Origin of the sequence: Brenneria sp. hezel4-2-4, assembly GCF_013155275.1 — a bacterium.
In the GTDB taxonomy this organism is placed as follows: Bacteria; Pseudomonadota; Gammaproteobacteria; order Enterobacterales; family Enterobacteriaceae; genus Brenneria.
This window is the reverse complement of record NZ_JABJXS010000006.1, coordinates 88,447-114,409: the sequence shown is the minus strand read 5'-3', so window position 1 is coordinate 114,409 and position 25,963 is coordinate 88,447. Positions and strand designations below refer to the sequence as shown.

The following is a 25,963-nucleotide window of genomic DNA, read 5'->3' as shown; positions in this document are numbered from 1 at the left end:
TCTCACTATTAAAAGAGGCGATCATGAATAACAATTTTGTCAGAGTAACGGTAGCTGCTGCATTTGTTTCCTCCGTCATCTGTGCCAACAGCGCGCTGGCGGCTGAAGTAAAGATAGGGGTGGTTCTGCCTCTGAGCGGGGCGCTTAGCGGTTATGGACAACCTTCTCAAAAAGGCGTTGAGCTGATTAATAGTCTGGAGCCGACGCTGAAAAACGGCGATACGATCAAACTTGTCATCATTGACGATAAAAGCGACAAGGTTGAAGCGGCCAACGCCATGCAGCGTCTGGTTTCCAGTGATAAAGTCGATGCGGTGATCGGCGAGGTGACTTCAACCAACACCATGGCGATGACCAAAATGGCTGAAGACACCAAAACGCCGCTGGTTTCCCCGACCGCCACCAATGACCGTGTGACCCGTAATCGCCAGTATGTCAGTCGCGTGTGCTTTTCCGATAGTTTCCAGGGGGTGGTGGGGGCCAATCTGGCATCGCGCGATTTAGGCGCGAAAACCGCCGCCATCATGTTTGATAGCAGCAACGACTATTCCGTCGGTCTGGCAAAATCCTTCCGCACCCAGTTTCTCAAAAACGGCGGCACCATTGCGGTCGAAGTTCAGGCTCCAGGCGGCAGTAAAGATTTCAAAGCCCAGCTTTCCACCATCAAAGCTAAAAATGTCGATATGATTTATATGCCGATCTATTACACCGAAGGGGCGTTGATCGCGGTGCAGGCCAAACAACTGGGGCTGAAAGTGCCGGTTGTCGGCGGTGACGGGTTGGCGGCCGATCCGGTGTTCTTCAAGCTGGGACAGGATGCGGTTGAAGGTTATATGACCACCGACTACTACTCGCCGAATGCCAAAGATCAGACGCCTGAAGGTGAGACGTTTATCAAAGCCTGGGAAGAAAAATATAAAGAACCGACCCATACCTGGGGCGCAATGACCGCTGACGCTTACAAAATGATCGTCAACGGGATGAATCAGTGCAGCGATCCTAAAGACCGTGTTTGCGTCAATGAGAAAATCCGCGCCACCAGCAATTTCTCCGGCATTACCGGCACGCTGACGCTGAAAGATGGCGACGCGATCCGCAGCGCCGTCATTAATGAAGTCAAAGATGGACAATTGGCCTTCAAGACGGTGGTCAACCCTTAAGATATCCCTTTCATCTTGCAAAACACCGGGGGCGTCAGCCCCCGGAAGCGGGCAGGATAGCCCGTCATAACCTCAAGTATATAAAGGCCAATAAGGATTGAATTATGGATGCTGCTATTTTCTTCCAGCAGGTGGTTAATGGCATGAGTCTGGGCAGTATGTATGCGCTGATTGCGATTGGTTACACCATGGTTTACGGCGTATTACGACTGATCAACTTTGCTCATGCCGATATTATGATGGTGGGGGCGTTTCTTGCCCTGTTTGGTTCAACCACCTTTGAACTGCCTTTCGGGGCGGCTATTTTATTCGCCATTCTCTTTTCGGCGTTGCTGGGCGTGTGTATCGACCAGATTGCCTACCGTCCTTTGCGCCAGGCGTCCAAAATATCCATGCTGATTACCGCCATCGGCGTCAGTTTCTTTTTAGAGAACCTGTTTAACGTGTTGTTCGGCGGCAGCCCGCGCTTCTTTGCGGCGCCTGATTTCTTCAATCAAACCGTCTCGTTCTGGGGCATCATTATCACCAATGTCGCCTGGCTGGTGCCGCTGGTGACGCTGGTTTTGCTGGGCTGCATTCTGTTTATCCTCTACCGGACCCGGCAAGGGATGGCGATCCGCGCCGTCGCTTTTGATGTCAATACCGTCCGCCTGATGGGGGTGGACGCCAACCATATTATTGCTTTTGTTTTCGCTCTGGGAAGCTCGCTGGCGGCGCTCGGCGGGATCTTTTACGCCACCAGCTACCCGACGATCGATCCTTTAATGGGGGTTTTGATTGGCCTGAAGGCGTTTGCCGCCGCCGTGCTCGGTGGGATTGGCAGCGTCACGGGAGCGGTGATCGGCGGCTTTATTCTGGGCTTCACCGAAGTGGTTGCCGTGGCGGTATTTCCTGAACTGGGCGGATATAAAGACGCCTTTGCGTTTCTGTTTCTGATTCTGGTTCTGCTATTCAGACCGGTGGGCATTATGGGTGATGAAAGACTGGAAAGGAGCCGTTTCTGATGAAAATGCCAACAAATTCATTTTCGCTGTTAACCGGCTATGTCGCGTTATTTGTGATCATGCTGCTGGTGCTGTTTACATTGCAGAATGTATTTGACGATTACATCCTGCGTATCGTCTGTAATATTTTTATTTTTATGATCCTGGCGGTGAGTTACAACCTGATCAATGGCGTCACCGGACAGTTATCCCTGGAGCCTAACGGTTTTGTCGCCGTCGGCGCCTATATTACCGCCATCCTGTTGTTAAGCGCGGACACCAAGCTGGAAATGTATGAGATGGCTTCCCCCAGCGCGTTGGTGCTGGCGCTGCATACCTCTTTCTTGCCCGCGTTGATTATCAGCGGGATCTGCGCCTCGCTGTTAGCCGTGTGTCTGGCGTTCCCTGTCTTTCGCGTGCGCGGCGACTATCTGGCGATTGTGACGCTGGGGTTTGGTTTTATTATTAAAATTCTGGCCATCAATAACCCGCAAATCACCAATGGCGCCATCGGGCTGAATGAAATTCCTCAGGCCGGCAACATGCTGTACTGGTGCGGTTTTATTGCCCTTATCGCTGTGCTGCTTATTTTACAGATTGTGTATTCAAAATACGGGCGGGCGATGAAAGCGGTGCGTGATGATGAAGACGCCGCCATCGCCATGGGCATTAATACCTTCAAAATCAAAACCTGCGCCTTTGCCACCAGCGCCTTTCTGGAAGGGATCGGCGGCGGTTTGCTGGCTTCGCTGCTGACGATTATTTCCCCCGATCTGTTTGATTTTATGCTGACGTTCCAGTTGCTGATCATCATTGTCCTGGGCGGGCTGGGCAGTACCAGCGGCGCGATTCTGGGGACGATTGTGGTGGTGGGCAGCGGAGAATGGCTACGTTTCCTGGATCAGCCGCTAAGTCTGTTTGGCGAGAACTTGGGCGCTTACCCCGGTTTACGGATGGTCGTTTTTTCATTGGTACTGCTGATTATTATGCTTTTTGCCCGCGAAGGGTTGCTGGGTAAGCAGGAAATCTGGGAAGTGAAGAGGAAGCGCCATCATGGAAAATAAGGCTATTCTCAACGTTGAAAATATCATTATGCAATTCGGCGGCTTACGCGCGATCGACGACGTCAGCTTTACGCTGAATCAGGCGGAAATATTCGGTCTGATTGGCCCGAACGGCGCGGGGAAAACCACGTTATTTAATGTGATTACCTCGAATTATAAACCGACGTCGGGAACGGTGATGCTGGGTAATGAAAGAATTACCGGATTAAAACCGAATCAGGTGGTCAATCGCGGCATCGCCCGCACGTTCCAGAATATTCGTCTGTTCAATTCAATGACGGTGCTGGAAAACGTATTAATCGGTTTCGATCGCGCCATTCGTTATTCCTTTATCGAAGCGGCATTGCATATGGGGCGCTTTTTCTCGGCGGAAAAACAGGCTAAAGCGCAGGCGATGGAGATCCTCGACTATATCGGTATCGCGGAGCATGCGCATTTACTGGCAACCAATCTGAGTTACGGGAATCAGCGTAAAGTCGAGATTGCCAGAGCGTTAGCCACGTCACCGGCGTTACTGTTACTGGACGAGCCGGCGGCGGGCATGAACCCAAGAGAAACCAATGAACTGGCGCAACTGATTTTTAAAATGCGTGAAGATTACAAATTAACGGTATTGCTGATTGAACATGACATGTCTTTTGTTAACACCCTGTGTGAACGGGTATTGGTGCTTGATTATGGCAAACCGTTATTCAGTGGCACTACCCATGAGGCAATTAATAATAAAGAGGTGATTGCCGCGTATCTTGGAGATGTCGATTATGCTTAAGGCCGATGATCTACGGGTATTTTATGGGCTGATTCAGGGATTAAAGGGGATTGATATTGAGGTCAATAATAGTGAAATCGTCACCCTGATCGGCAGCAATGGGGCGGGGAAAACCTCAACGCTTAACGGTATTATCAATCTGGTGAAATCGACCGGGCAGGTGAATTTCCTTAATGAAGATATCTCCCACAGCCTGACGCATCAGATTGTGCGTAAAGGGCTGGCGCTGGTGCCGGAGGGGCGAAAGGTTTTCACCAACCTGACCATTGAAGAAAACCTGCGCATGGGAGCCTACAATAACCCGCTTAATTTCAATCACCTGAAAGATAAAATGTATACGCTGTTTCCGCGTCTGAAAGAGCGTCGCAGCCAGTTGGCCGGCACCATGAGCGGCGGCGAGCAACAGATGCTGGCGATTGCCAGGGCGTTGATGAGCGAGCCGGTACTGCTGATGCTGGATGAACCAAGCCTGGGGCTGGCGCCGAAGATTGTGGGCGAAATGTTCAATATTATTAAACAATTGCAAAAGGAAAATATCACCATCCTTTTAGTTGAGCAGAACGCCACGGCGGCGCTGAAGATTGCCGACCGCGCTTATGTGCTGGAAAACGGTCAGATTGTTCTGAAAGGGCAGGCGCAGGCTATTCTGGCCAACCCGGAAGTGAAGAAGATGTATCTGGGGGGCTAAATTTTTCTCCGCCGTCCCATCCCCCGCGCAGGCGGGGACCCGCGTTTGCCGGCAGTTTCCCGTCATACCCGCAGGCGCGGGCATGACGGGACTGCGATGCATATGCGGCATTCGCTTTCCCCATACTGAAAATGACCCGTTGACGTTATCCGCCAAGATCCAGACAATCCATTTTTTACCAACAACGAGCTGGGGTTTATGGAAGCGTGGCTGGATCATCTGGTTACTCAATCATTAGCGTATTCATCGATCGCCATTATGCTGGTAGCCTTTCTGGAATCGCTTGCTCTGGTCGGTCTGTTGCTGCCGGGCACCGTGATGATGGCAACGTTGGGGGCGCTGATCGGCAGCGGTCAGATAGGGTTATATCCGGCGTGGCTGGCGGGTATTGTCGGTTGTTTGCTGGGGGATTGGATTTCCTACTTCATTGGCAGACGGTTTAAGCAACCGCTGCACCAATGGTCTTTTCTGAAAAAGCATCAAACGTTGCTTCGTAAAACGGAGCATGCCTTGCACCGGCATCCGGTTCCGACGGTGTTGATTGGGCGTTTTGTCGGGCCGACGCGTCCGCTGATCCCGATGGTCGCCGGCATGCTGGGCCTGCCGCCTCATAAGTTCGCCGTACCGAATATCATCGGTTGCCTGCTGTGGCCGCCGGCGTATCTTTTACCCGGTATATTGGCCGGCGTGGCGATTGATATTCCCGCTGGCGTTAATAGCAGCGGTTTTAAATGGCTATTGCTGGTTACCGTGTTACTGGTGTGGATCGCCGCGTGGTTAAGCTGGCGCTGGTGGCGAGGCGATAAACGCAAAAAACGCGACTGGTTCAGCAAACGGCTGCCGCTGCGCCGTTTACGCTGGGTTGCTCCGTTGACGCTGACGGCGGCGGGCCTGAGCCTGGTCATGCTGATCCAACATCCGTTAATACCTGTTTATCGCCACCTGCTGTGGCAGGTGTTGCAGGGGTAATAAAATCGGGTTTTAGGTCATTTTATCCCTATAATGCCCGTTCACTGTTTGCTTATATTGCAACAGTGAACGGACATATTAGCGGAAAATCACCGTGTGTTGTTAATGGTAATCAGCAGAGATGGAGTCTTATAAAAAAACGCCATGCCCAGAACAGCAATAAAAAAAAGGTCAGTATATTTATACTGATATCTCTAAATTTTTTCCTGAAACTTAACAGTAGAAAAGGAAAAACAAAAAAAGCGAATGAAATCGTTCCAGTAATATCTCTAGTGTCATCAACAACAAACGCCCTGAAAGCCATGCAGGAATTTAATATCTCTTTGCCATCAATATAAATATCCTCTTCAAAAGAGGAAAGTAAATATATTGCAACGCAGCAAAACGTAAAAAATAAAATCCATCTATATCTTAACATGTTAGTTCATTCTTAAAATTTTATATATAGACTCTTTCTTCTCAAGAATTCGTCTGCCATAAGCACTATACTCTCGTTCTGGTGAACCAACCGGCGATGATATCGACTTCAAAAAATCTTTCTTCTCTCTCTGCGTTCCCCTATTGTATCTGGAGCCAGCTAAAATAATTTGTTCATCATTTAATTGTCGGGTGTCATCTATTTCTGGATTATCAAATAAAATGAGTTCCCGGAGATGTTTGGCAACTACTCTTATATTAAAATCGTCAGAAAGTAAACAATTTGAAAGTTGTAATTGTTGCCTTGATGTTAAAGAGGAAGGCGGCAGCCCTATAGTTTCTGCTGCTGCTCGTAGCTGGATCGCGAGAGAACCAACAGATGTAGAATTAGAAGATTTATTATTACCATTAATCGTATCATTAATCATCTGCCTGAATTGTAAAACTCCATATGCTTTGAATCTTTCAGGCACCCCGCCAACTTCGGCTATCGCTACGCCAGCCAATAATAGCACCGGTATTTTTTCTTCGTGTGCATACCTTATTATCTTATCTTTATTATAGGCTAAATAAGCCGATTTATATGCCCATAAATAAGATTTTCCCGTTACATAAGTAGAACTTTCTGGTAAATGGTATCTGATGAAATCAAATCCTGTAAATTTAGGAAAACCCAAGGCATCAACGTCACAAAATTGGTTTCGCATTTTTTATTTCCTTAAAAAACACTTTCACCCCATAAACTATATCCAGATGTTCTTGAGATATGATGAGTCCATTCTATGCTCGAATATTTTACACTTACTAGTTCTTCTGGTTGATTATCGGAGTGATTTATTGCGTGAGGATATACAACACTTAGCTTTACAATAAAAGCTTTTCGTATCTTTATCGAGTAATAAAGTTCGTTTCCACCTTTATCTGATGTTCTATAAAATTTAAACTCAAGAAAAAGCTCTTCATTATCTGTTATGGCTGTACCTAATAAGGGAGAGGATTTATCAATAAGTTTAATGAATGATACTGGCATGTGTGTTATATTCATCGATCTGTTCATATCATGTTCAAATGATAAGATAAATATTTCATCTTTATGAATGGCCTGATATTTGTTTCCTATTGAATCAAATGTAGAGCATCCAGATGATATCAATCCTTGCTTTTTACCTTCTATCGTTACATAAATTAAATTTGCCATGTAGATATCCATTCTTGTTATGATAAACGCTAAGATGTTGCTAGTGTTTCTTTGCGGTTTTCTGAGTGTAAGCCTATAAATAGATAACACGGATTATCACATTATGAAAATATTATTGTCAACGAGTGCTAATTATATTATTAGCATGTTAATAATTAATTTAATTGAAAATCATTGGAATAACGACCAAGGATAAACTCTCCGAAAATACTTTCCCAAAATTAAAAGAGACAGAGGCGCGTCTACCATTCCGATCTACCGCTGAAATGATACCGTAGTTCTCATTTTCTCAATTTATCTCAGCGATAAAACTCCGCCACCTGCTGTGGCAGGTGTGGCAGGTGTTGCAGGGGTGATAAAATCATGTTTACTATAATCGGGTAAAAAGGAGATGCTGTACTCACGGGATGTCGGAAGACAGGAAAGCGGTTCGAAACGAATCCCTGGGATTTCAAGGATAATCAAGCGACGGGGCCTAAATGCCAGCGTCCGGATTAATGGAGAAAACTATCATGGTATCAAAGGATTACCTACCGCCTATCAGCGATCAGGATGTGTCTCGGTCAGAAGAAACCGTCAATATGCCTCGTCGGCGACAGCTCTTAAAAGGCGGTATTTCCGCCGCATTGATGGGGACGCTGTACGGACGGCTTATATCTACAGGAAGCCTTGCCCTGGCGGTCGCCGGCACGGAAGTTGCGGCAGCCGAAAGGACGTTTGTTCACCCTGGTTTGTTGCACACGGAAGATGACTTTGCGCTTATCAGAAAGAAAATCGCGGTTTCCGCACAACCCTGGCTGGATGGATGGAACGCTTTACTGTCGGACGGATATTCTCAGCCCGATCGCGCGCCGAGGCCGGTGGAAACGGTGGTTCGCGGCGGAACTGGCAATAACTACGCTCAACTGCATGGCGATATACAACGGGCCTATCAACTGGCGGTACGCTGGAAAATCTCTCAGGACGCACGCTATGGGGATCAGGCGGTGGCTTACCTCAATGCTTGGTCATCCACGCTGAAAACCCTCACCGGCAACGCCGATCGCTATCTTGCGGCGGGTATCTACGGCTATCAGTTCGCCAATGTCGGCGAGATTATGCGCACCTATCAGGGCTGGTCGTCCAGCGATTTAGCGCGCTTTCAAGAAATGATGCTTACGGTGTTCTACCCGCTTTCGTCACGTTTTTTGCGCGAACATAATGACGCTGAAATAACCAACTACTGGGCAAATTGGGATCAGTGCGCCATTGCCTGCATTCTGGCGACCGGCGTGTTGTGCGATCGGCCGGATATCTATGCAGAGGCGGTGAATTATTATAAATACGGGCAAGGTAATGGCGCGGCGCTTCAGGCGGTTTATCACGTCCACCCCGGTTATCTTGGGCAGTGGCAGGAGAGCGGGCGCGATCAGGGGCACTGTACGCTGGGTATCAGTCTTGCCGCCGCATTCTGCGAAATGGCCTGGAATCAGGGCGATGATATGTACGGCTATGACAACAACCGTTTTCTGGCTGGGGCTGAATATGTCGCCAAATCTAACCTGAAAGCAGGGAGCGGCGAGTTTTATACGTTGCCGTGGCTCGACTATAGAAATCGGCATGGATTGGCGGTAGGGATTTCTCCCGCCGGACAGGGCAACGCACGGCCGACCTGGGAGTGTGTTTATCATCACTATGCGATGCGCAAGGGTATCGCCGCGCCATATGTTCGTAAGCAGGCGGCACTGATGTACCCGGAAACCAACAATCGCAATGGCGATCAGCTCGGTTTCGGCACGTTGCTATTTTCACGCGAACAGCAGGCGCCTTCCCTTTCGCCTTCCGGTCTGACGGCATACCTGCGCGGTGATAGCGTGGTTTTATCGTGGTGGGGCGTCATTGATGCGGAACGCTATCAGGTTAAGCGATCCACCGCGGTTAATGGCGACTACGTGACGATTGCCGCCGATATTACCGATCCGCTGACCTATGAAGATACGGATATTGCCGGCGCTTCCGAATACTTTTATAAGGTAACCGCAGTCGTTGATGGCGTGGAAAACGCGCCTTCGCAGGCGGTCGGCGTCGGTATAAAGGCAAAGACGATCTTCCAGCTCGATTTTGATGAAGCTTCCGGGCGGGTTGCGTCGAACCGCATCGCAAATCAGGGCAATGGCGAACTGGTTGGCGGCGCCAGTTGGGGAAGCGGCATGAGCGGCAGCGCCGTTGTGCTCGATGGGGCTGGCGGTTACATCAATCTTCCGGAAGGGCTGCTTGCGTCGCTCGCCGACTTTACAATTGAAACGCGATTTTACGCTGATAGGCAAAGCAAATGGGCGAGAGTGTTCGACGCCGGCTCCGGCCCTCGCCGTTGGATGATGTTAACGTTGGAAGGCGGAGATGGCAGGCCGGAATTCGGCATCTCTACGGTGCATAGCTACGATACTCAGCGGGTGGCGTCGAATGTGGCAATGCCGGTAGGGCGGTGGGTGCATATCGCCGTTACGCTGTCCGGCAAGGTGTGCACATTATATCTGGACGGCGTGGCGGTGGGCCGCAATGATGAGTTTACGTTGGCGCCCTATCATCTGGGGCCGGAAAATAACACCTACCTCGGGCGCTCGCAATATGAGGCTGATCCTTATACCGCGGGGCGTTATGACTATTTTAAGATTTGGCATGGCGCGCTTAACCCTGACGAGATTACCGCGTTGAGTGAGGGAAGGGGGTAAGCTTCTATTCACAAAGCCGCCTGGTTACAGGGTCTTAACACCTTGTGACGGCTGGTTTTAGAGGCTTTTCCGATTATGCGTGAGCGCCGCAGGCGGTCATTTAACCACGACGCCTGCGGTTCGCTCATCAGCGATAAAATTCCGCCACCTGATCAAAGATGCGCATTTCCTCGCCGTGGCGGCGCACCTGTATTACATCTTCCAGTTTTTCCACCTGGCTTATCATCTGTTGCAGGCGCTGATCGTCTTGCACCAGCAGCCAGATGCGGCTTTCGTCGCCCCCGGCCAGCGGCATACATAAGATCCCTTCGACATTAAATGCCCGGCGGGCAAATAATCCGCATACGTGAGACATCACGCCAGGGTGATTGCGTACCGATAGCTCCAGCGTCACCTGCGTTGAGGTTGATTGATTTAGCATGGCATTAATCTCCAATCATATCGATGTTGGCAGCGCCCGGCGGCACCATCGGATAAACTTTTTCATTCACGTCAATCAGCGCATGAATCAACGCCGGTCCCGGGCGATTCAGCGCGTCGGCCAATGCGGCCAGGGGATCTTCCGCCGCGTTCAGATCGCAGGTGGAAAACCCGAAACCCGCGGCGATCGCCAGAAAGTTGGTGCGGTAGCGATAATCCGCCGCAAAGATATGCTGTTTAAAGAACAGATCCTGTTGCTGATGAACCAAACCGAGTGACTGATTATTCATCAAGATGATTTTTATATTCAGCCCTTCTTCTGCGGCGGTCGCCATTTCCTGAATGTTCATCATCAGGCTGCCGTCGCCGGAAAAACACACCACGGTGCGTTCCGGTTCGGCCAGCGCCGCGCCGATCGCCGCGGGTAAACCAAACCCCATGGTGCCCAGCCCGCCGGAGGTCAGCCACTGTCGCGGTCTGCGCAGCGGATAAGACTGGGCGACCCACATCTGATGTTGACCGACGTCAGTGGTAATAATCGCCTCGTCCGTCAGCGCCTGCGCCGTGGCCTGTACCAATCCGTAGTGGCTTAACGGATCGTCCGCGCCCGGCATGCTGAATGGGAATTCACGTTGCAACTGACCAATCGCCGAATGCCACGTCTCACGCTGCCGGGGCTCGATCAACGGCAGTAATTGATCCAGCGCCTGCGCTACGTCGGCATGTAAGGCGACATGAGGCTGCCTGATTTTCCCTAGTTCCGCCGCATCGATGTCGATATGAATGATGCTGGCGTCCGGGCAGAACTGCTCCGCTTTACCGATCGCCCGGTCATCGAAACGGGCGCCCAGCACGATTAACAAATCCGCCTGCTGTAAAATCAGATTGGTTGAGCGTGCGGCGTGCATCCCTAACATGCCCAGCGACAGTGGATGATCGACGGGCATCGCCCCTAATGCCATCAGCGTCATGGTGGTCGGCAAGCCGGCGCGTTCCGCCAGTTGGATGGCCTGTTGATGCGCGGATGCGCTGATAATCCCCCCTCCCAGATAGAGTATCGGGCGTTGGGCGGTATTGATCATGGCAGCGGCCTGCTCAATTTTCTGCCGATCGATAGCCGGAGGAATATCGTTCAGGGTTATCCCCGGCAATTCATCCAACTCGATTTCAGCCGTTTGTACGTCTTTGGGAATATCGATCCAGACCGGGCCGGGACGGCCGGACTGCGCAATGCGAAATGCTTCCGGGATCACGCGCGGCAAGTCTCTGACATCACGCACCAGATAGTTATGTTTGGTGATGGGAATGGAAATACCGTAGGTGTCCACCTCCTGAAAGGCGTCGGTGCCGATCATGCCGGAAGGCACCTGTCCGGTAATGCACACCAGCGGGATAGAGTCGAGTTTGGCATCGGCGATGGCGGTGACCAGATTGGTCGCGCCGGGACCGCTGGATGCCAGGCAAACGGCGGCGCGTCCGCTTGCCCGCGCCATGCCTTGGGCCATAAACCCCGCACCCTGTTCGTGACGCGCCAGCACATGGCGTAGGGTTTTACTTTGACCGAGTGCATCATATAACGGCAGAGCCGCGCCACCCGGAATACCTGCGATGGTCGTGATGCCCTGTTGTTCGAGCAGCCGAACGATCAGCTGAGCGCCTGTATAACGCATATTTATATCCTTCATCAGGGCCGGTGCGGTATCAGAGCGGGGAGGGTAGAGACAAGAAACCCCGCTCGGCTGGCGCCGGCGGGGTTTGGGAATCTTTAGACTTGATTCGGAACCCGTTACGGCGCGCTGCCGACGACGACCACCACCACGCGCACGACGACGACCGCGTCAACATGCGCGGTGCTTAGTAGTGCTGAAGTGGAAGAATAGTGCGTCACGGGGATCCTGTTATTAACGGTTAAATCACTTATCCATATAATCACAGGTGGTGAAAAGGACACAATACCCGCAACGAATAAAACCCTAAAATTCGCGTTGGATCACACTTGGCGACTCTCGGCCGCCGATGTCGGATAAGGGAGAACCGAACGAACGCCCCGCCAGCTTGAGTGGTTGACATTAGCCAGCAGGGAGAGACGGCATGAACAACCTTCTCGTCCCGCCGTACTTCTCGCCAGTGGGCGTCATGCGGTGTTCAGCATGGCTTCCACTGGCGTGTGCGGATGCGTTGTCAGCCTTTCGCTTTCCCCTTTTTGCCGTTACCGGCCGCTTTCGGCGCCGTGGCTGATCGATCTGCTTTGATGGGCGTATCGCTATAGGAACGACCATAGTAAGTATCAAGCAGAATCTGCTTAAGCTCAGAGATTAACGGATAACGCGGGTTGGCGCCGGTACACTGGTCGTCGAACGCGTCTTCGGACAGTTTATCCACCTTGGCCAGAAAATCCGCTTCCGGCACGCCGAAGTCGCGAATGCTGGCCGGGACATCCAGAGCCGCCTTGGTTTCCTCCAGCCAGGCCAGCAGTTTGTCAATTTTCTGCCCCACGTCGTCGCCAGAGGCGCTGAGCGCAAGATGATCGGCAATCTCTGCGTAGCGTTTGCGCGCCTGCGGAAAACCGTATTGGCTGAATGTCGCCTGTTTGGTCGGTTTGTCGGTCGCGTTATAGCGAATGACATTGCAGATCAGCATGGCATTGGCCAGCCCGTGTGGAATATGGAATTCGGAACCCAGCTTATGCGCCATGGAATGGCAGACGCCCAGAAAGGCGTTGGCGAAGGCGATGCCGGCGATGGTCGCCGCGCTGTGCACTCGTTCGCGTGCAATCGGGTTTTTCGCCCCTTCCTGATAGCTGACGACCAGATAACCGTGCAGCAGCTTCAGCGCCTGTAACGCCTGCCCGTCGCTGAATTCGTTAGCCAGCACCGACACATAGGCTTCCGTCGCGTGGGTGACCGCATCCAGACCGCCGAATGCGCACAGTGATTTCGGCATATTCATGACCAGGTCGGCATCCACGATCGCCATATCCGGCGTTAACGCATAGTCCGCCAGCGGATATTTCACCCCGGTGGCATCATCGGTGACGACGGCGAACGGCGTTACCTCAGAACCGGTGCCGGAAGTGGTGGCGATGCAGATCATACGCGCTTTCACCCCCATTTTCGGGAACGAGTGAATGCGTTTGCGGATATCCATAAAGCGCAGCGCCAGATCCTCGAAGCGGGTTTCCGGGTGCTCATACATAACCCACATCAGTTTGGCCGCATCCATTGGGGAGCCGCCGCCGAGCGCGATGATTACATCCGGATTGAAGGCGTTAACCTGCTCAGTTCCTTTACGCACGATGCTCAGTGTCGGATCGGCCTCGACCTCGAAGAATACTTCGGTGGCGACACCCTGTTGTTTCAGGCGCGATATCACCCGATCGGCATAACCGTTATTGAACAGGAAACGATCGGTGACGATAAATACGCGTTTCGCACCATCGCGGACGACTTCCGCCAGTGCGACAGGCAGCGAACCGCGCCGGAAATAGATGGATTTGGGAAGTTTATGCCACAACATATTTTCCGCTCTCTTGGCTACGGTTTTTATATTGAGAAGATGCTTAGGCCCCACGTTTTCCGAGACAGAGTTGCCTCCCCAGGAGCCGCAGCCCAGCGTCAGAGAAGGCACCAGGTTGAAGTTGTACAGATCGCCGATGCCGCCGTAGGAGGTCGGTGAATTAATCAGCACCCGCGAGGTTTTCATCCTTTCACCAAAGTAAATGACACGGTCAGCGTGGTTATCCTGATCGGTATACAGGCAACAGGTATGGCCGATCCCCTCCAGGTTGAGCAGTTTTTCAGCGATGTCGACCGCTTCGTTGAAATTCTGCGCCCGATACAGCGCCAACGTGGGGGAGAGTTTCTCGTGAGCGAAAGGTTCGGATTCATCGACTTTGGACACTTCACCGATCAGCACCTTGGTATCAGGCGGAACGCTAATCCCGGCCATTTCGGCAATTTTCACCGCCGACTGCCCGACGATGGCGGCATTTAACCCGCCATTTTTTCTGAGGATGCCGCCTACGGCCGCCAGTTCCGCACCTTGCAGGATATAGCCGCCCTGAGCGAGAAACTCCGCGCGTACCTGGTCATAAATATCCTTGACCACGACGGCAGACTGTTCGGACGAACAGATCACGCCGTTATCAAAGATTTTCGACATCAGAATGGAGGCGACGAACCGTTTGGCATCGGCGCTTTCGTCCACCACCACCGGCGTATTTCCGGGGCCGACGCCGATGGCCGGTTTTCCGGAGCTGTAGGCCGCCTTCACCATCCCCGGCCCGCCGGTGGCCAGGATCAGGTTAATGTCCGGATGATGCATTAACTGGTTTGTCAGCTCGATGGTCGGCTCGGCGATCCAACTAATGATATCCGGCGGGGCTCCGGCGTTAATCGCCGCCTGTAGGACGATGTCGAGCGCCTTGTTGGTGGCGTTTTTCGCGCGCGGATGCGGCGAGAAGATAATGCCATTACGCGTTTTCAGGCTGATAAGCGCTTTGAAAATGGCGGTGGAAGTTGGGTTGGTGGTGGGAACGATGCCGCAGATAAGACCGACGGGGGCGGCGATGGTAATGGTGCCGTAGGCGTCGTCCTGCGACAGGATGCCGCAGGTAATCTCGTTTTTATAGGCGTTATAGATGTATTCGGACGCGAAGTGGTTCTTGATCACTTTATCTTCCACAACGCCCATGCCCGATTCTTCCACCGCCATTTTCGCCAGCGGAATGCGAACGGCGGCAGCGGCAAGCGCAGCAGCGTGGAATATTTTATCCACCTGTTCCTGCGTATAGTCAGCGTAGATACGTTGGGCTTTTTTCACCCGGGAAACCAAAGAATCAAGATAATCATTTTGTGTAACGGCCATGGTAGTCTCCAATTAAGCAATATATTTGCCAGGAACTTCCCCTAAATAAGGCAACAAGAATCAGATAACGACATACTACGTATGATTGCCTGAGTCTTTGCTGCCACCTCTGCGACATGGACTTAAAAACAGACGCCGAGAATAAATATGTTTCGTACCAAAATGACGATATGGATAATAGCCAGCTTATTATTTTTATTTGAGTTAATTTATAAGGGCGTCAGATAGGACGGGCTAAGACATTTCCATCATCAATGCTAATTGGCTTATTTTTTTATATTGTTGATTTTAATTAATTTTTATGGGTGTTCCGTTTGTTGTTATGCCGCTTGGCGGATCTTACGGATTTTCTTTCGGCTGTCGCCTTCCGGCATATTGAAATCTGTTGGTATAACGTGAGTAATAAAAACAAGGCCAAAATAAGAAGGGCGCAAGACATCTTTTTACGAAAATTTAACGGAATAATTAATCAAAAAAAGATATTATTTACTGCCAATAAAGACGGTAGTTCCATGATTATTTAATATGTGAAAATGGTTACGCTGCGTTATATTTCTTGTTCAGCAGCATATTTTATTTTTTGTCGCATTTCATACGCCAATTTAAAGTTTTTCTCAGAATAACCAGCTAGATCACAATATGGTGTAAAGGCGCATTAGGCCACGTCAAAAAATAGCGTGTCTTCTATCATCTTCCCAGCGTTTTCCCTATTTGAATACCGTGGCCGACGGCGGTATCGTCATGTCCGGACGGATTAGCTGAGCGCGCGGTTGTCGCTAATACGCCCGTCGTTCACGGTAATGACCCTGTTGGCGATGTATTCCGCATCATCCAGATTATGCGACACCATCAGCAGCGTGATCCGACGTTCATCGCAGACTTTTTCCACAAGTTGCAGCATTTCCAGTCGTAACGCGGGATCGAGCGCGGAGAACGGTTCGTCCAGCAGCAGGATGGGCTGGTGGCGAACCAGGCAGCGGGCCAGCGCCGCACGCTGGCGCTGGCCGCCTGAAACCTGCGACGGCAGGCGGCTGAGCAGTTCGGTTAATCCAACCTGTGCGGCAATCAGTCTCAACGTTTCACGCTGTTCGGCATTAAGGCGCAGGCCGGGGTTTAGCCCCAGCGCAATATTTTTCTCAATGCTCAGGTGCGGAAACAGATTATTTTCCTGAAACAGAATGGAAACCGGACGTTTTGACGGCGACGTGTGGCGATGATCTTCTCCGTTCAGCCGCAATTTCCCACTGTCGGCCGGCAAAAAACCGGCGATCAGGTTCAGCAGCGTGCTTTTTCCCGCTCCGCTGGGGCCAAGGATGGCAATGCGTTCGCCGGGCTGGGCGTTGAGGTCGAAGCACATCGGCATCTGCTGGTAGAGGTAGGTCAGTTTATCGAGAAAGATCATCACGATCCGCCAGTTTTTCAATCAGAGTGAACAGGGTGAAGCACAGCAACATCAGTAACAGTGCGGTAACGGCGCCATCGGCGCTGCGATAGGCGCCAATCTGCTGATAAAGATAAAAAGGCAAGGTGCGGAACTGCTCATTGCCGAACAAGGCAATCACGCCAAAATCACCGATAGAAAGCACGCTGGCAAATGCCAACGCCTGAGCCAATGGCTGTTTCAACGCGGGTAACTCAATAATTTTCAACCGCCGCCAACCCCGGATATCCAGCGACAGGCAGAGTTGATTATACCGTTCCGCGATATCAATCATTGGGTTCTCCAGTACCTTGATCGCATAGGGGATCGCCATCAGCGCGTTGGTCATCACCACCAGTCCATAAGGAGATTCAGGTAATCCCACGGTATTGTTGAGCAACAGGAAAAAACCGGTTGCCAGCACGATACCGGGCATGGCGAGGATCAGCATGCCGCTCAGATTCATCAACTGACCGTATAGCGGCTTCTGGCGCAACTTCAGTTCCCGGCTGCTCCATAACAGCATCATGGTCAGGATGATGCAGATAACGCCGGCGGCCAACGCAATACGTAACGAAGTGAACAGCGTTTTCCATAGCGTGGGCTGCTGCAATACGGTGAACAGCGAGCGGTTGACGCCGTCTATGACCACGGCCAGCAGCGGCGGCACGATCAATAACAGCGCCGCGCCAATCAGTAGGCTGTCGCATACCCGGCTGAACAGGCTGTCCTGCGGATTACGCCACGCCAACTGCCGGGTGCTGCCCACCGGCAAGATACGTCCCAGCCGCTGGCTCAACAGAACCAGCCCCAGGCAGCAAATCATCTGGATCAGCGCCAGCAGCGCGGCGCGCGACGGATCGTAATCAAAGCTTAAGGCCTGATAAATCGCCAGCTCGATGGTGGTGGCCTGCGGGCCGCCGCCGAGGGATAGAACGGTGGCGAAGCTGGCAAAGCACAGCATAAAAATCAGGGCCGCCGTCGGCGGAATTTGTCGGCGCAGCCAGGGCCATTCGACAATCCGAAAAGACTGCCAGTCGTTCATGCCCAACTGGGCGGCCAACTGGCGCTGTTCCGTCGCAATGCCTTCCAGCGACTGTAGCAGCAGGCGGGTCGCCAGCGGCAGGTTGAAAAAAATATGCGCCAGCAATATGCCCTGCAAGCCGTAGGGAGAAAAGGGATAGGGAAGGCCGAGAAAACCCAGTAATGCGGCCAGCCAGCCCTGTCTCCCATACACGCTCAGCAGGCCGAAAACCGCCACCAGCACCGGTAATACCAGCGTCATGGCACATAGCCGCAATAGCCAGCGATGGCCGGGGAAACGGCGGCGATAAAGAGCTCGGGCGAGGAAGATCGCCGGCAAGGTAGACAGCAGGGCGGACAAAAACGCCTGCCAAAACGTAAAACGGATGACATGCCACAGGTAGCTGTCATGCCATAAGGCTTGCCACTGGTTCTCCGGCGCCTGTAGCCACAGCGCGCCGAAAGCCAGCGCGGCCACCGAAATTAACAGCGCGGTGGCCAGCAATCCTGGCCACAGACTTCCGGCAGTCAGCGGCTGACTGCGCGTTGCCATGCCTGGATCCAGTTATTCCGCTGTTCTGCAACCTGTTGCGCGCTGTATTGCAATGCTTTCTCCGGTACGGCAAGGGCGGCGAAGCCCGCCGGCAGATCGGTCTTGATCACCGGATACATCCAGTTGGTGGTGGGGATTGCCTGCTGGAACGTCGGGGTCAGGATAAACTGCATAAAACGTTTTGCCAGTTCCGGGTTTTTGCTGGCGGCAAGTTGCCCGGCGACCTCAACTTGCAGGTAATGCCCTTCGCTGAAGTTTGCGGCGGCGTAGTGGTCGTTTTTCTCTTCAATGAGGTGATAGGCCGGCGAGGTGGTGTAGCTCAGCACCAAATCGGCCTCGCCTTTCAGGAACAAACCATAGGCTTCACTCCAGCCTTTCGTGACGGTAACGGTTTTTTTCGCCAGTTTCTGCCACGCCTGGGGCGCCTGCTCGCCGTATACTTGCTGCATCCACAGCAGCAGACCCAGGCCCGGAGTACTGGTGCGCGGATCCTGATAGATCACTTTCCACGGCTCAGTGCTGTCGATCAGTTCGTGCAGGCTTTTGGGGGGATTCTTCAGCTTTTCCCGGTTGTAAACAAATGCGAAATAGCCGTAGTCATAGGGAACAAACGTCGTATTGCTCCAGCCGCCGGGGACATTTACCGCCGCGGTGGTGTCGATATGATGTTGGGTAAATAGCCCGGTCTGTTCCGCCGCCTGCAACAGGTTATTATCCAGCCCCAGAATGATATCCGCTTTGCTGTTTTTCCCTTCCATACGCAGGCGGTTCAGCAATGACGCGCCATCTTCCAGCGCCACAAAGTTCAGTTCGCATTCACACTCTTTCTCAAAAGCGGTTTTGATCACCGGGCCGGGTCCCCATTCAGAGGCGAAAGAGTCGTAGGTATAGATCGTAAGTGCCGGTTTGGCGAACGCCGGTATTGACACCAATAGCAGGCAAGGCAGGATTTTTTTCAGCATGGCGGCTGAATGTTTTAATAATGACGTATTTAACACTTTGCACTCCTGAGGATCATGGGGTGGCAAAGGACTTTGAGTCAGCGGAGAACACTCTCAAATCCCTTCGCCGGTATTAGCCGGATCAGGTTCGACGGGTGTTTTCTCAGCGAAAAAACGCGTCAAACGTTTTCCGCACCCCGTTGAGAACGGCCTATTGTAGAGCGTTCCGGCGGGTAGCGAAAGGTTCTCAGTTTTCCGGCGGCGCGAACCAGGCGGATTTGAAGTCAAACCAGCCGAGAGTGTTCATGCGGACACCTCGCATACTGCGTTGTCCCTGAAGTTGCAGCCAATGATGCAGCAGTGGGTGCATCTGACCACTGCTGACCAGTTTTTCGCACCACTCCGCCATTGGCAGCGCTTTGCTGCGCCACAGGCTGGCATCATAATGCAGATCTTCGCTCAGGCAGTGTTGCAGCAGCGGCAGTTCGTACAGCATGGCGAACAGCGAAAACTCCAACGGCAAGTAGCAGTTGGCGCTACTGAGCCAGATATCGCTCTCGGCGTCGCCCTGATACCAAGACTCGTAGCTGACGGTTTGAACATGCAGTTTCACGCCATGCTCCGCCAGCAGTCTGGACATGATGTCACTCAATATCTGGTATTCGGGGTGCTCCTGATAAAACGTCAGCGTGATTTGCCTAAGTCCCGGGGGCATCGGCAACGGCTCGCCCTGCTGATGGTGATGCCAGCGCGGCAGCAGGCTGTAGGCGGGTGACCAGTCTCGCTGATGAGGGGTACCGGCACGGCTGAGCAAGGCGATAGGATTGAGGATTTGCCAGAGCCAGCGGCGAATTTCCGGTTTAGCGGCGAGCGGAGAACGCTGATCAAACAGCAGAAAATAGCAGCCTTCTTCCATTCGGCTTTCCTGCTTGTCATAGGCGGAGTCATCCGACTGGAGCTGTACCGAGACCGGCACCTCATCTGAGGCATCGGGGAGTACCCAGATATTGACTTCATCAATCAGCGCCCGGTAACCGAAATAGTCGTCAAAGGCGCTTATCTTCAGTTGACTGTTGTTATTGTACACCACCGCGTAAGGGCCGGTGCCGATGGGGCGTCTGGCAAAATCGGGGAGGGTTTGCCATTCCTGCGGCAGGATCATGGCCGGCACGCTGCCGAGCAGCCACGGTAGCCAATAATCGGCGCTGCTCAGTTGCACATCAATCACAAAAGGCATTGGCGAGGTGACTTTTTCGATATGGGCAAACAATGGCATGGTGGTCAGCCGGGTAAGCGAACTGATGACATCGTCCATCGTCAGTTCCCGCCCGTGGTGAAAACGAATGGAAGGGCGTAAATAGAATCGCCAGCGCAGCGGTTCCAGCCTTTGCCAGTGATGCGCCAAATCGGGTTTTAGTTCCCCATTTTCCTCATTTATATTGGTCAGTCCGCTGAAAATTTGCCGGGCAATGTGCATTTCCGAGCGCCGGAGGGCTGAACCCGGCAACAGATTACGCAGCGGACGATAATAAAGAATACGCAGAATATGTTTCCCTTGCCGGAAACTGCGGCCCAGATGCGCCAGCAGCATTTGGCGCACGGTTTCTTTATCACCCACCAGTTGTACCAGTTGATCGATGCGATCCTGCTCCAGTAAGTCTTCAGCCCGCTGCTGTTGCAGCGCCAGCCCGGTGTAGATAAAGGTGAGCTGCGATCGTTTTCCGCGCCCCGCTTCCGCCTGCCAGATAAGCCAGCCCTGCTGCTGCATGGCGCCCAGTAGTGAGCGGATATGGCGACGTGAGCAACTTAATACGCCCGCCAGTTCTTGTAGCGTCGTTTCTGTTGTCTGTCCCTGAAAGCGTTGCCATAGGCGGATGAACTGCTGTTGCAGACGATTGGAAGACATAAAAGAGGAACTCCACACGCTAAAGTCATCAATTTATCTTTCCCTATATTACGTCGATACTTTCCCATAATGAAAGCGTGGAGGTGACTTATGACAATCTCAACATTGTATCGGTTTTATCAGGTCTATCTCTCGACGTGTCAGGCGAAATGGCTGCGTTGGATGTCTGCTCAGCAGCGGATGGCGTTATTGCAACAGGCGACCCAGTGGCAAATAGCGGAAATGTCGGAAGAGGAATACCGTCACTGGATATAGCGGCACGGCACGGACAACTGAAAAATTCTGAGTAATGGTGCATTTCACCAGCCAGCGAAACTTTCCGCTGGCTTTTTTTATGCTTATTCAATAAAGCGCCGTCAGCGGCAATACGTATCCAATGCGTTGCTGTCGTTAAGCAACCGCTACAGTTGCTTAACTTGTCTTGATGCGGGGTATTACGCAACGGTAGCGCCAAACCAACGAAGTTATGGCGGAATCGACAGCAATCCCGCCGCCCTACTTGATAACGTCTTCCCCACGCGCATAGGCTGCGGCTCGGGTGAGCTGATCGTCGGTTGGACGTACGCCGGTGTATAATACAAACTGTTCCAGCGCCTGTAGCACGATCACTTCCGCACCGGTAATCACCTGCTTGCCTTTTTGCCGTCCGTAACGGATCAAGGGGGTTTCCGCTGGCAAAGCCACCACGTCGAACACGATTTTCGCAGCATCAATGATAGCGGGTTCAAACGCCAACTGTTCGGATTCAGCGCCCCCCGCCATACCGATAGGCGTCACGTTTATTATCATCTCCGCGGGTAAATCACCCACCTCGGGTTGCCATGTATAACCATACTGTGACGCCAGCGCTTTGCCTGAAGCCTCGTTACGGGCAATGAGATATCCATTTTTGAATCCCGCATCGTGCAGCGCCGCGGTGACCGCCTTTGCCATGCCGCCGCTGCCGCGTAGAGCAAAGGTTGTCGCTGGCGACACCTGGTATTGATCCAATAGTTTTGCGATGGCGATATAGTCGGTGTTGTAGGCTCGAAGGAAACCGTCGTCATTGACGATGGTGTTTACCGATTCAATAACTGCGGCGGAGGTATCCAACTGGTCTAAAAAAGGGATACAAATCTCTTTGAACGGCATGGAAACGGCGCAACCGCGGATCCCTAATGCCCGCACGCCGCCTACCGCCGCCTGTATATCCTTGGTGGTAAAGGCCTTGTAGATAAAATTCAGGCCCAGTTCTTGATACAGGTAGTTATGGAAACGGGTACCGAAATTGCCGGGACGTCCCGACAATGACATGCACAGTTGAGTATCTTTGTTAATTTCATGACCCATGAGGATTATCCTTAGTACATTTACAAGAATCTACGTCTTTCAGCCTACGCCCAATAGCAGCGGATTCAGATGGCCGGTGCCTGATTAAGCACAAAATCTTCCGCGGCCTTTGACCACAGGCCGTTATTTTCACGCAGCAACCTTTGCAACTTGCGGGTAAATTCCGTTTCCTGTGGTTCCTGCGTTAACGTACCCAGGCTAAGCAACGGAAGCGATTTCCCGGTATAGACCATCTTTTTTCCGCCAATGATTTGTGGAAGGTTCAGTGTGGTTTCTGCCGCAGCATTCAGACCAAGTATATGAGAAACAACTTTGCTGACATCGATCTTTTTGTCCTCAATCAGTCGCACCGCGGTACGCATATCTTCGGTATTGCCGCCGGATGTGCCGACATAATGGGTAAAGGCGTAGTGCATATCGTAAAAGTTAATGGGCGCGCTGAATGATTTGTCCTGCGGCCCGGCGAAGAAATTCATACAGCCGTCCGGCGCCAGCAGTGAGGAGGCGAGGGTGACCAATTCTTCAGACGGCACGAAGACGAAGATATCGTCATAGCCTGCGCCCTCGGTCAAGCCAAGCAGATAACTGCGCTGGTCCGTTAAGGTTTTCACGTTAATGTAGTTCACCTGTGTATCATTATCGGCGGGATACAGATGTTCGGCATAACGGATTTTTTCTTCATGACGATCGGTTACCACCAGACGCCGTGGCTGGATCGGGCCGTGCAGCGCATAGTCGATCGCCAGCAGTCCCATTGGTCCTGTGCCCCCCAGAATCAGCAGATTTCCTCCCGGTTTTTTCCAGAATGCCCGGTGCGACACCGACCACGCGAATACCGTGCTTACCCAGCTCTTTAGCCCAGGATCGGGTAAAGCTGTACATGGCGGCTTTAGTTGCTGCGTAGCAACTCTGGCCTTCGGATCCTTCCAGTCCGCTTTCCGACGAGATATTGACGATGACGCCGCGGCTCTGTTTCACCATGATTCTCGCCACCGCTTGCGACATCAGATACACGCCTTTCTGGTTGACGTTGACCATCTTCTCGAAGGCGTCGTCATTGAGTTCATAATGGCCGTCTTCCTGCGCGGGATCGACCAGCAGTCGTGGTAGATTTATACCGGCATTATTCACTAGCGCATCAATACGTCCATGGGTTTCCAGCGTATGATTGACCATAGCGGCGACGCTATAACGATCGGTAATATCGGTTTTGATAAACTGCAATTTCGAGTGGTGCGGTAATTCTCCTTCAACGGCATTGATGTCAGCCAATTGCACCTGTGCGCCATTTGCCAGCAATTCTTCCACAATCGCTTTGCCGATACCGGATGCGCTCCCGGTAACGACGATCACTTTATTTTTGATATTTAACCAGTCCTGCATATTTTTCTCCTCATTGTTGGTTGGCTGTTTTTGGGCAAGGGGAGGCCGTAAATGGTGGATAACCATTTTTTTAAACGTATTTTCCTGTTATTAGGCTATGGGGCCATCGCCAGCAATTTTTCCGCAGTATCCTTGGTCGTCACCAGACAATTAATATAGCCGCCGTTAATGGCGCCGATAATACCGGACAGCTTCTCATAAGAATGTGCTACGCCAATGGCGTAATTGGCGCGTTTAATTTTATCCAGCGTAATATTAATGGTTTTTTCGGAAAAATACGTTTCTACGCTGTTTCCGGTCGCGTCATAAAAGCGGGAGCAAATATCCCCTGCGACCAGTGCGGTATTAAAGTGTTCAATGACATCGTTACCATAAAAGGCTCGCCAGACAGAGTGTCCGCTAATGTTGGGTGAGCCGATGCCAAAAACGGCAATGTCCAACTTGTTCCAATATTCTGAAATAGAAAGGTAATGCTGTGATTCCATAATCCCGTCGCGAATCATTTTTTGTTCAAGGATGGCTGGGAAATCAATAAGTTTTGATTCCGCGTGCATCTTGCTTGCCGCGGTGTAAACGATGGTATTGACGTGGTAACGGCTTTCCAGTTTGCCGGAAGGGCCACCGACCATCGGCACGCAGGTGACGTTTTTTTTGCCGCAGCCTTCGGCCATTTGTTCTACGACGGCCGATAACGCACTGCCCCAGGAGAAACCAATCACATCGCGGTCTTCAATAATGCTATTGAGGAAGTTGGCGCATAGCGAACCCATGCTGTCGAGTTGCTCCTGCATCGGCGACTCGGCATTGACTGGGGAGATGATGGCTTCTTTTAGCTCGAAACGTTTTTTTAACTGCTGTTCCAATAGCAAGGTTTCATTGAACTGGTAATTAATGGCAATGGTTACGATGCCCTGCTGGCGGATTTTTTTCAGCATCCGACTAATGGTAGTGCGATAAATACCGAGTGATTTAGCGATCTGTGATTGTGTCAGATCTTGCTCATAATACATCTGGGCAACTTTGATAAGTAAACGCAGTTCATCGTTATTAGTCATTTATTACCCCAGCGTTCCTGCACAAATGTGCAAATGAGATTAATCTAGTCCTAGCCTGATATAATCATTTTCATATGCCCTTGTCAAAATGCGGCCCGGCAATAATCGTGCGTTTATTGGTGTTAATTCTCGTTTTGTTGCATTATTTAAGCATAAAATAATGCACAGTTGTGCATTAAAGGCTATATCCTTGATAGAACTTACTTTTGTTGTATCCGATTTATTTTGCACGAGTGAGCGGAAATCAGCAGTATGTCACAGTTTTATTTTTGTAGATAAATAGAAAATTGCACATTTGTGCAAAGGAATGAATGGTATAGGGAAGAGATGAAGCCGAATTTGATAACGACTTGGTGATACCTGTATCACCCGAAACTTAAACGCCAGGAATAATGCCAATTAAAAAACCCAACGTTTTTGTAAAAAACGCTGGGTTTTGATGATGTTGTATCACACCGATAGCGCACTTAACGTGTTATCGGCATATAACCGGGCGATTAACGCAGAAACGAGGGTTGATTCTTTTCGTAATCAGAAATAGATGCTTCGTGCTGCAACGTCAGACCGATGCTGTCCAGCCCGTTGATCATGCAGTGACGGCGGAAGCTGTCGATTTCAAACGGATAGCTGATATCGCCTGCCAGCACGGTCTGGTTTTCCAGATCGACCGTGAAGGTAATGCCTTCCTGGCTGTCGACCAGCTTAAACAACGTATCAATATCCGTTTCGCTGAGCGTAACGGGCAGCAATTGGTTGTTGAACGAGTTACCGTAAAAAATATCGGCAAAGCTCGGCGCAATCACCACTTTGAAACCGTAATCGGTCAGCGCCCACGGCGCATGTTCGCGTGAAGAACCACAACCGAAGTTTTCGCGGGCCAGCAGAATGCTGGCGCCCTTATAGCGTGGCTTATTCAGCACAAAATCAGGGTTGGGCTGCTGACCGGACTCGTCCAGAAAACGCCAGTCGTTGAACAGGTGCTGACCGAAACCGGTACGCGTCACCTTTTGCAGAAACTGCTTGGGAATAATTGCGTCGGTATCAACGTTAGCGGCATCCAGAGGAACCACCAGACCGGTATGTTGGATAAATTTAGTCATGTCGGTTT

General features: G+C 51.6%; 22 protein-coding genes, 2 pseudogenes and 1 riboswitch. Of the genes and pseudogenes, 8 read left to right on the top strand and 16 right to left on the bottom strand.

Going from position 1 to position 25,963, the window contains the following annotated elements; genetic code table 11:
* Positions 1-23 precede the first annotated feature (23 nt).
* From HOY33_RS13610 to HOY33_RS13585, 6 genes are all read left to right on the top strand, one after another.
* The gene (locus HOY33_RS13610; RefSeq protein WP_172290759.1) at positions 24-1,160 is read left to right on the top strand and encodes an ABC transporter substrate-binding protein; all 1,137 of its coding nucleotides are present in this window, start codon (positions 24-26) and stop codon (positions 1,158-1,160) included.
* Positions 1,161-1,264: 104 nt separating this feature from the next.
* Entirely contained in the window at positions 1,265-2,164 is a 900-nt protein-coding gene (locus HOY33_RS13605; RefSeq protein WP_172290758.1) for a branched-chain amino acid ABC transporter permease, read from the top strand.
* A 59-nt stretch (positions 2,165-2,223) separates the two neighbouring features.
* A complete protein-coding gene (locus tag HOY33_RS13600) occupies positions 2,224-3,207 on the top strand; it encodes a branched-chain amino acid ABC transporter permease (RefSeq protein WP_370541749.1) in 984 nt (327 codons plus the stop codon).
* On the top strand, positions 3,194-3,976 hold the full coding sequence (locus HOY33_RS13595) for an ABC transporter ATP-binding protein (protein ID WP_330528035.1): 783 nt from the start codon (positions 3,194-3,196) through the stop codon (positions 3,974-3,976). Before HOY33_RS13600 ends, HOY33_RS13595 begins: the two co-directional genes overlap by 14 nt.
* Positions 3,969-4,664, top strand: coding sequence for an ABC transporter ATP-binding protein (locus HOY33_RS13590; protein WP_172290755.1), 696 nt, complete (start codon positions 3,969-3,971; stop codon positions 4,662-4,664). The genes HOY33_RS13595 and HOY33_RS13590 overlap by 8 nt, the downstream gene beginning before the upstream one ends.
* Positions 4,665-4,862: 198 nt before the next feature.
* Positions 4,863-5,633, top strand: coding sequence for a DedA family protein (locus HOY33_RS13585; protein ID WP_172290754.1), 771 nt, complete (start codon positions 4,863-4,865; stop codon positions 5,631-5,633).
* Positions 5,634-5,745: 112 nt separating this feature from the next.
* Here HOY33_RS13585 and HOY33_RS13580 read toward each other — a convergent pair whose 3' ends face one another.
* Genes HOY33_RS13580 through HOY33_RS13570 form a run of 3 tightly spaced genes read right to left on the bottom strand, consistent with a single transcriptional unit; the run spans position 5,746 to position 7,248 of the window.
* Positions 5,746-6,051, bottom strand: a complete 306-nt coding sequence (locus HOY33_RS13580; RefSeq protein WP_172290753.1) for a DUF2645 family protein — start codon at positions 6,049-6,051, stop codon at positions 5,746-5,748.
* A 1-nt stretch (position 6,052) separates the two neighbouring features.
* Entirely contained in the window at positions 6,053-6,757 is a 705-nt protein-coding gene (locus HOY33_RS13575; RefSeq protein ID WP_172290752.1) for a hypothetical protein, read from the bottom strand.
* An 11-nt stretch (positions 6,758-6,768) separates the two neighbouring features.
* Entirely contained in the window at positions 6,769-7,248 is a 480-nt protein-coding gene (locus HOY33_RS13570) for an Hcp family type VI secretion system effector (protein WP_172290751.1), read from the bottom strand.
* Positions 7,249-7,829: 581 nt separating this feature from the next.
* Here HOY33_RS13570 and HOY33_RS13565 point away from each other — a divergent pair.
* Positions 7,830-9,959 carry a LamG-like jellyroll fold domain-containing protein gene (locus HOY33_RS13565; protein ID WP_216660511.1) on the top strand — a complete coding sequence of 710 codons (2,130 nt, stop codon included), beginning with the start codon at positions 7,830-7,832 and terminating at the stop codon, positions 9,957-9,959.
* Between the two features lie 127 nt (positions 9,960-10,086).
* Here HOY33_RS13565 and ilvN read toward each other — a convergent pair whose 3' ends face one another.
* The 8 genes from ilvN to sgrR form a co-directional block, all read right to left on the bottom strand.
* Complete coding sequence (gene ilvN / locus HOY33_RS13560) at positions 10,087-10,380, bottom strand: acetolactate synthase small subunit (RefSeq protein ID WP_172290749.1); 294 nt, start codon at positions 10,378-10,380, stop codon at positions 10,087-10,089.
* Between the two features lie 4 nt (positions 10,381-10,384).
* The gene (ilvB, locus tag HOY33_RS13555; protein WP_172290748.1) at positions 10,385-12,049 is read right to left on the bottom strand and encodes an acetolactate synthase large subunit; all 1,665 of its coding nucleotides are present in this window, start codon (positions 12,047-12,049) and stop codon (positions 10,385-10,387) included.
* 116 nt (positions 12,050-12,165) lie between these two features.
* A complete protein-coding gene (ivbL, locus tag HOY33_RS13550; protein WP_172290747.1) occupies positions 12,166-12,267 on the bottom strand; it encodes an ilvB operon leader peptide IvbL in 102 nt (33 codons plus the stop codon).
* Positions 12,268-12,560: 293 nt separating this feature from the next.
* Positions 12,561-15,245 carry a bifunctional acetaldehyde-CoA/alcohol dehydrogenase gene (gene adhE, locus HOY33_RS13545; RefSeq protein WP_172290746.1) on the bottom strand — a complete coding sequence of 895 codons (2,685 nt, stop codon included), beginning with the start codon at positions 15,243-15,245 and terminating at the stop codon, positions 12,561-12,563.
* Positions 15,246-15,999: 754 nt separating this feature from the next.
* Positions 16,000-16,647 (bottom strand): thiamine ABC transporter ATP-binding protein ThiQ, encoded by a 648-nt coding sequence (thiQ, locus tag HOY33_RS13540; protein ID WP_172290745.1) that lies wholly within the window; start codon positions 16,645-16,647, stop codon positions 16,000-16,002.
* Positions 16,631-18,241, bottom strand: coding sequence for a thiamine/thiamine pyrophosphate ABC transporter permease ThiP (gene thiP / locus HOY33_RS13535; RefSeq protein WP_172290744.1), 1,611 nt, complete (start codon positions 18,239-18,241; stop codon positions 16,631-16,633). Before thiP ends, thiQ begins: the two co-directional genes overlap by 17 nt.
* Positions 18,217-19,203, bottom strand: a complete 987-nt coding sequence (gene thiB / locus HOY33_RS13530; protein ID WP_172290858.1) for a thiamine ABC transporter substrate binding subunit — start codon at positions 19,201-19,203, stop codon at positions 18,217-18,219. The genes thiP and thiB overlap by 25 nt, the downstream gene beginning before the upstream one ends.
* Positions 19,204-19,283: 80 nt before the next feature.
* Positions 19,284-19,392, bottom strand: a riboswitch (TPP riboswitch).
* A 37-nt stretch (positions 19,393-19,429) separates the two neighbouring features.
* Positions 19,430-21,088: an HTH-type transcriptional regulator SgrR gene (gene sgrR, locus HOY33_RS13525; RefSeq protein ID WP_172290743.1), complete on the bottom strand. Its 1,659-nt coding sequence runs from the start codon at positions 21,086-21,088 to the stop codon at positions 19,430-19,432.
* A 90-nt stretch (positions 21,089-21,178) separates the two neighbouring features.
* Between sgrR and sgrT the strand changes: the two genes are divergently transcribed.
* A complete protein-coding gene (gene sgrT, locus HOY33_RS13520; protein ID WP_172290742.1) occupies positions 21,179-21,343 on the top strand; it encodes a glucose uptake inhibitor SgrT in 165 nt (54 codons plus the stop codon).
* 240 nt (positions 21,344-21,583) lie between these two features.
* On the opposite strand, the gene HOY33_RS13515 is transcribed toward sgrT, so the two are convergent.
* The 5 genes and pseudogenes from HOY33_RS13515 to leuD form a co-directional block, all read right to left on the bottom strand.
* Positions 21,584-22,417 (bottom strand): shikimate 5-dehydrogenase, encoded by an 834-nt coding sequence (locus HOY33_RS13515; protein ID WP_172290741.1) that lies wholly within the window; start codon positions 22,415-22,417, stop codon positions 21,584-21,586.
* Between the two features lie 65 nt (positions 22,418-22,482).
* Positions 22,483-23,214 (bottom strand): annotated as a pseudogene (locus HOY33_RS13510) (zinc-binding dehydrogenase); the annotation flags it as partial.
* Positions 23,192-23,800, bottom strand: a pseudogene (locus HOY33_RS13505) (sorbitol-6-phosphate dehydrogenase subunit); the annotation flags it as partial. The pseudogenes HOY33_RS13510 and HOY33_RS13505, both read right to left, overlap by 23 nt.
* 95 nt (positions 23,801-23,895) lie before the next feature.
* On the bottom strand, positions 23,896-24,855 hold the full coding sequence (locus HOY33_RS13500) for a sugar-binding transcriptional regulator (RefSeq protein ID WP_172290738.1): 960 nt from the start codon (positions 24,853-24,855) through the stop codon (positions 23,896-23,898).
* 497 nt (positions 24,856-25,352) lie between these two features.
* Positions 25,353-25,955 (bottom strand): 3-isopropylmalate dehydratase small subunit, encoded by a 603-nt coding sequence (gene leuD, locus HOY33_RS13495; protein ID WP_172290737.1) that lies wholly within the window; start codon positions 25,953-25,955, stop codon positions 25,353-25,355.
* Positions 25,956-25,963 lie beyond the last annotated feature (8 nt).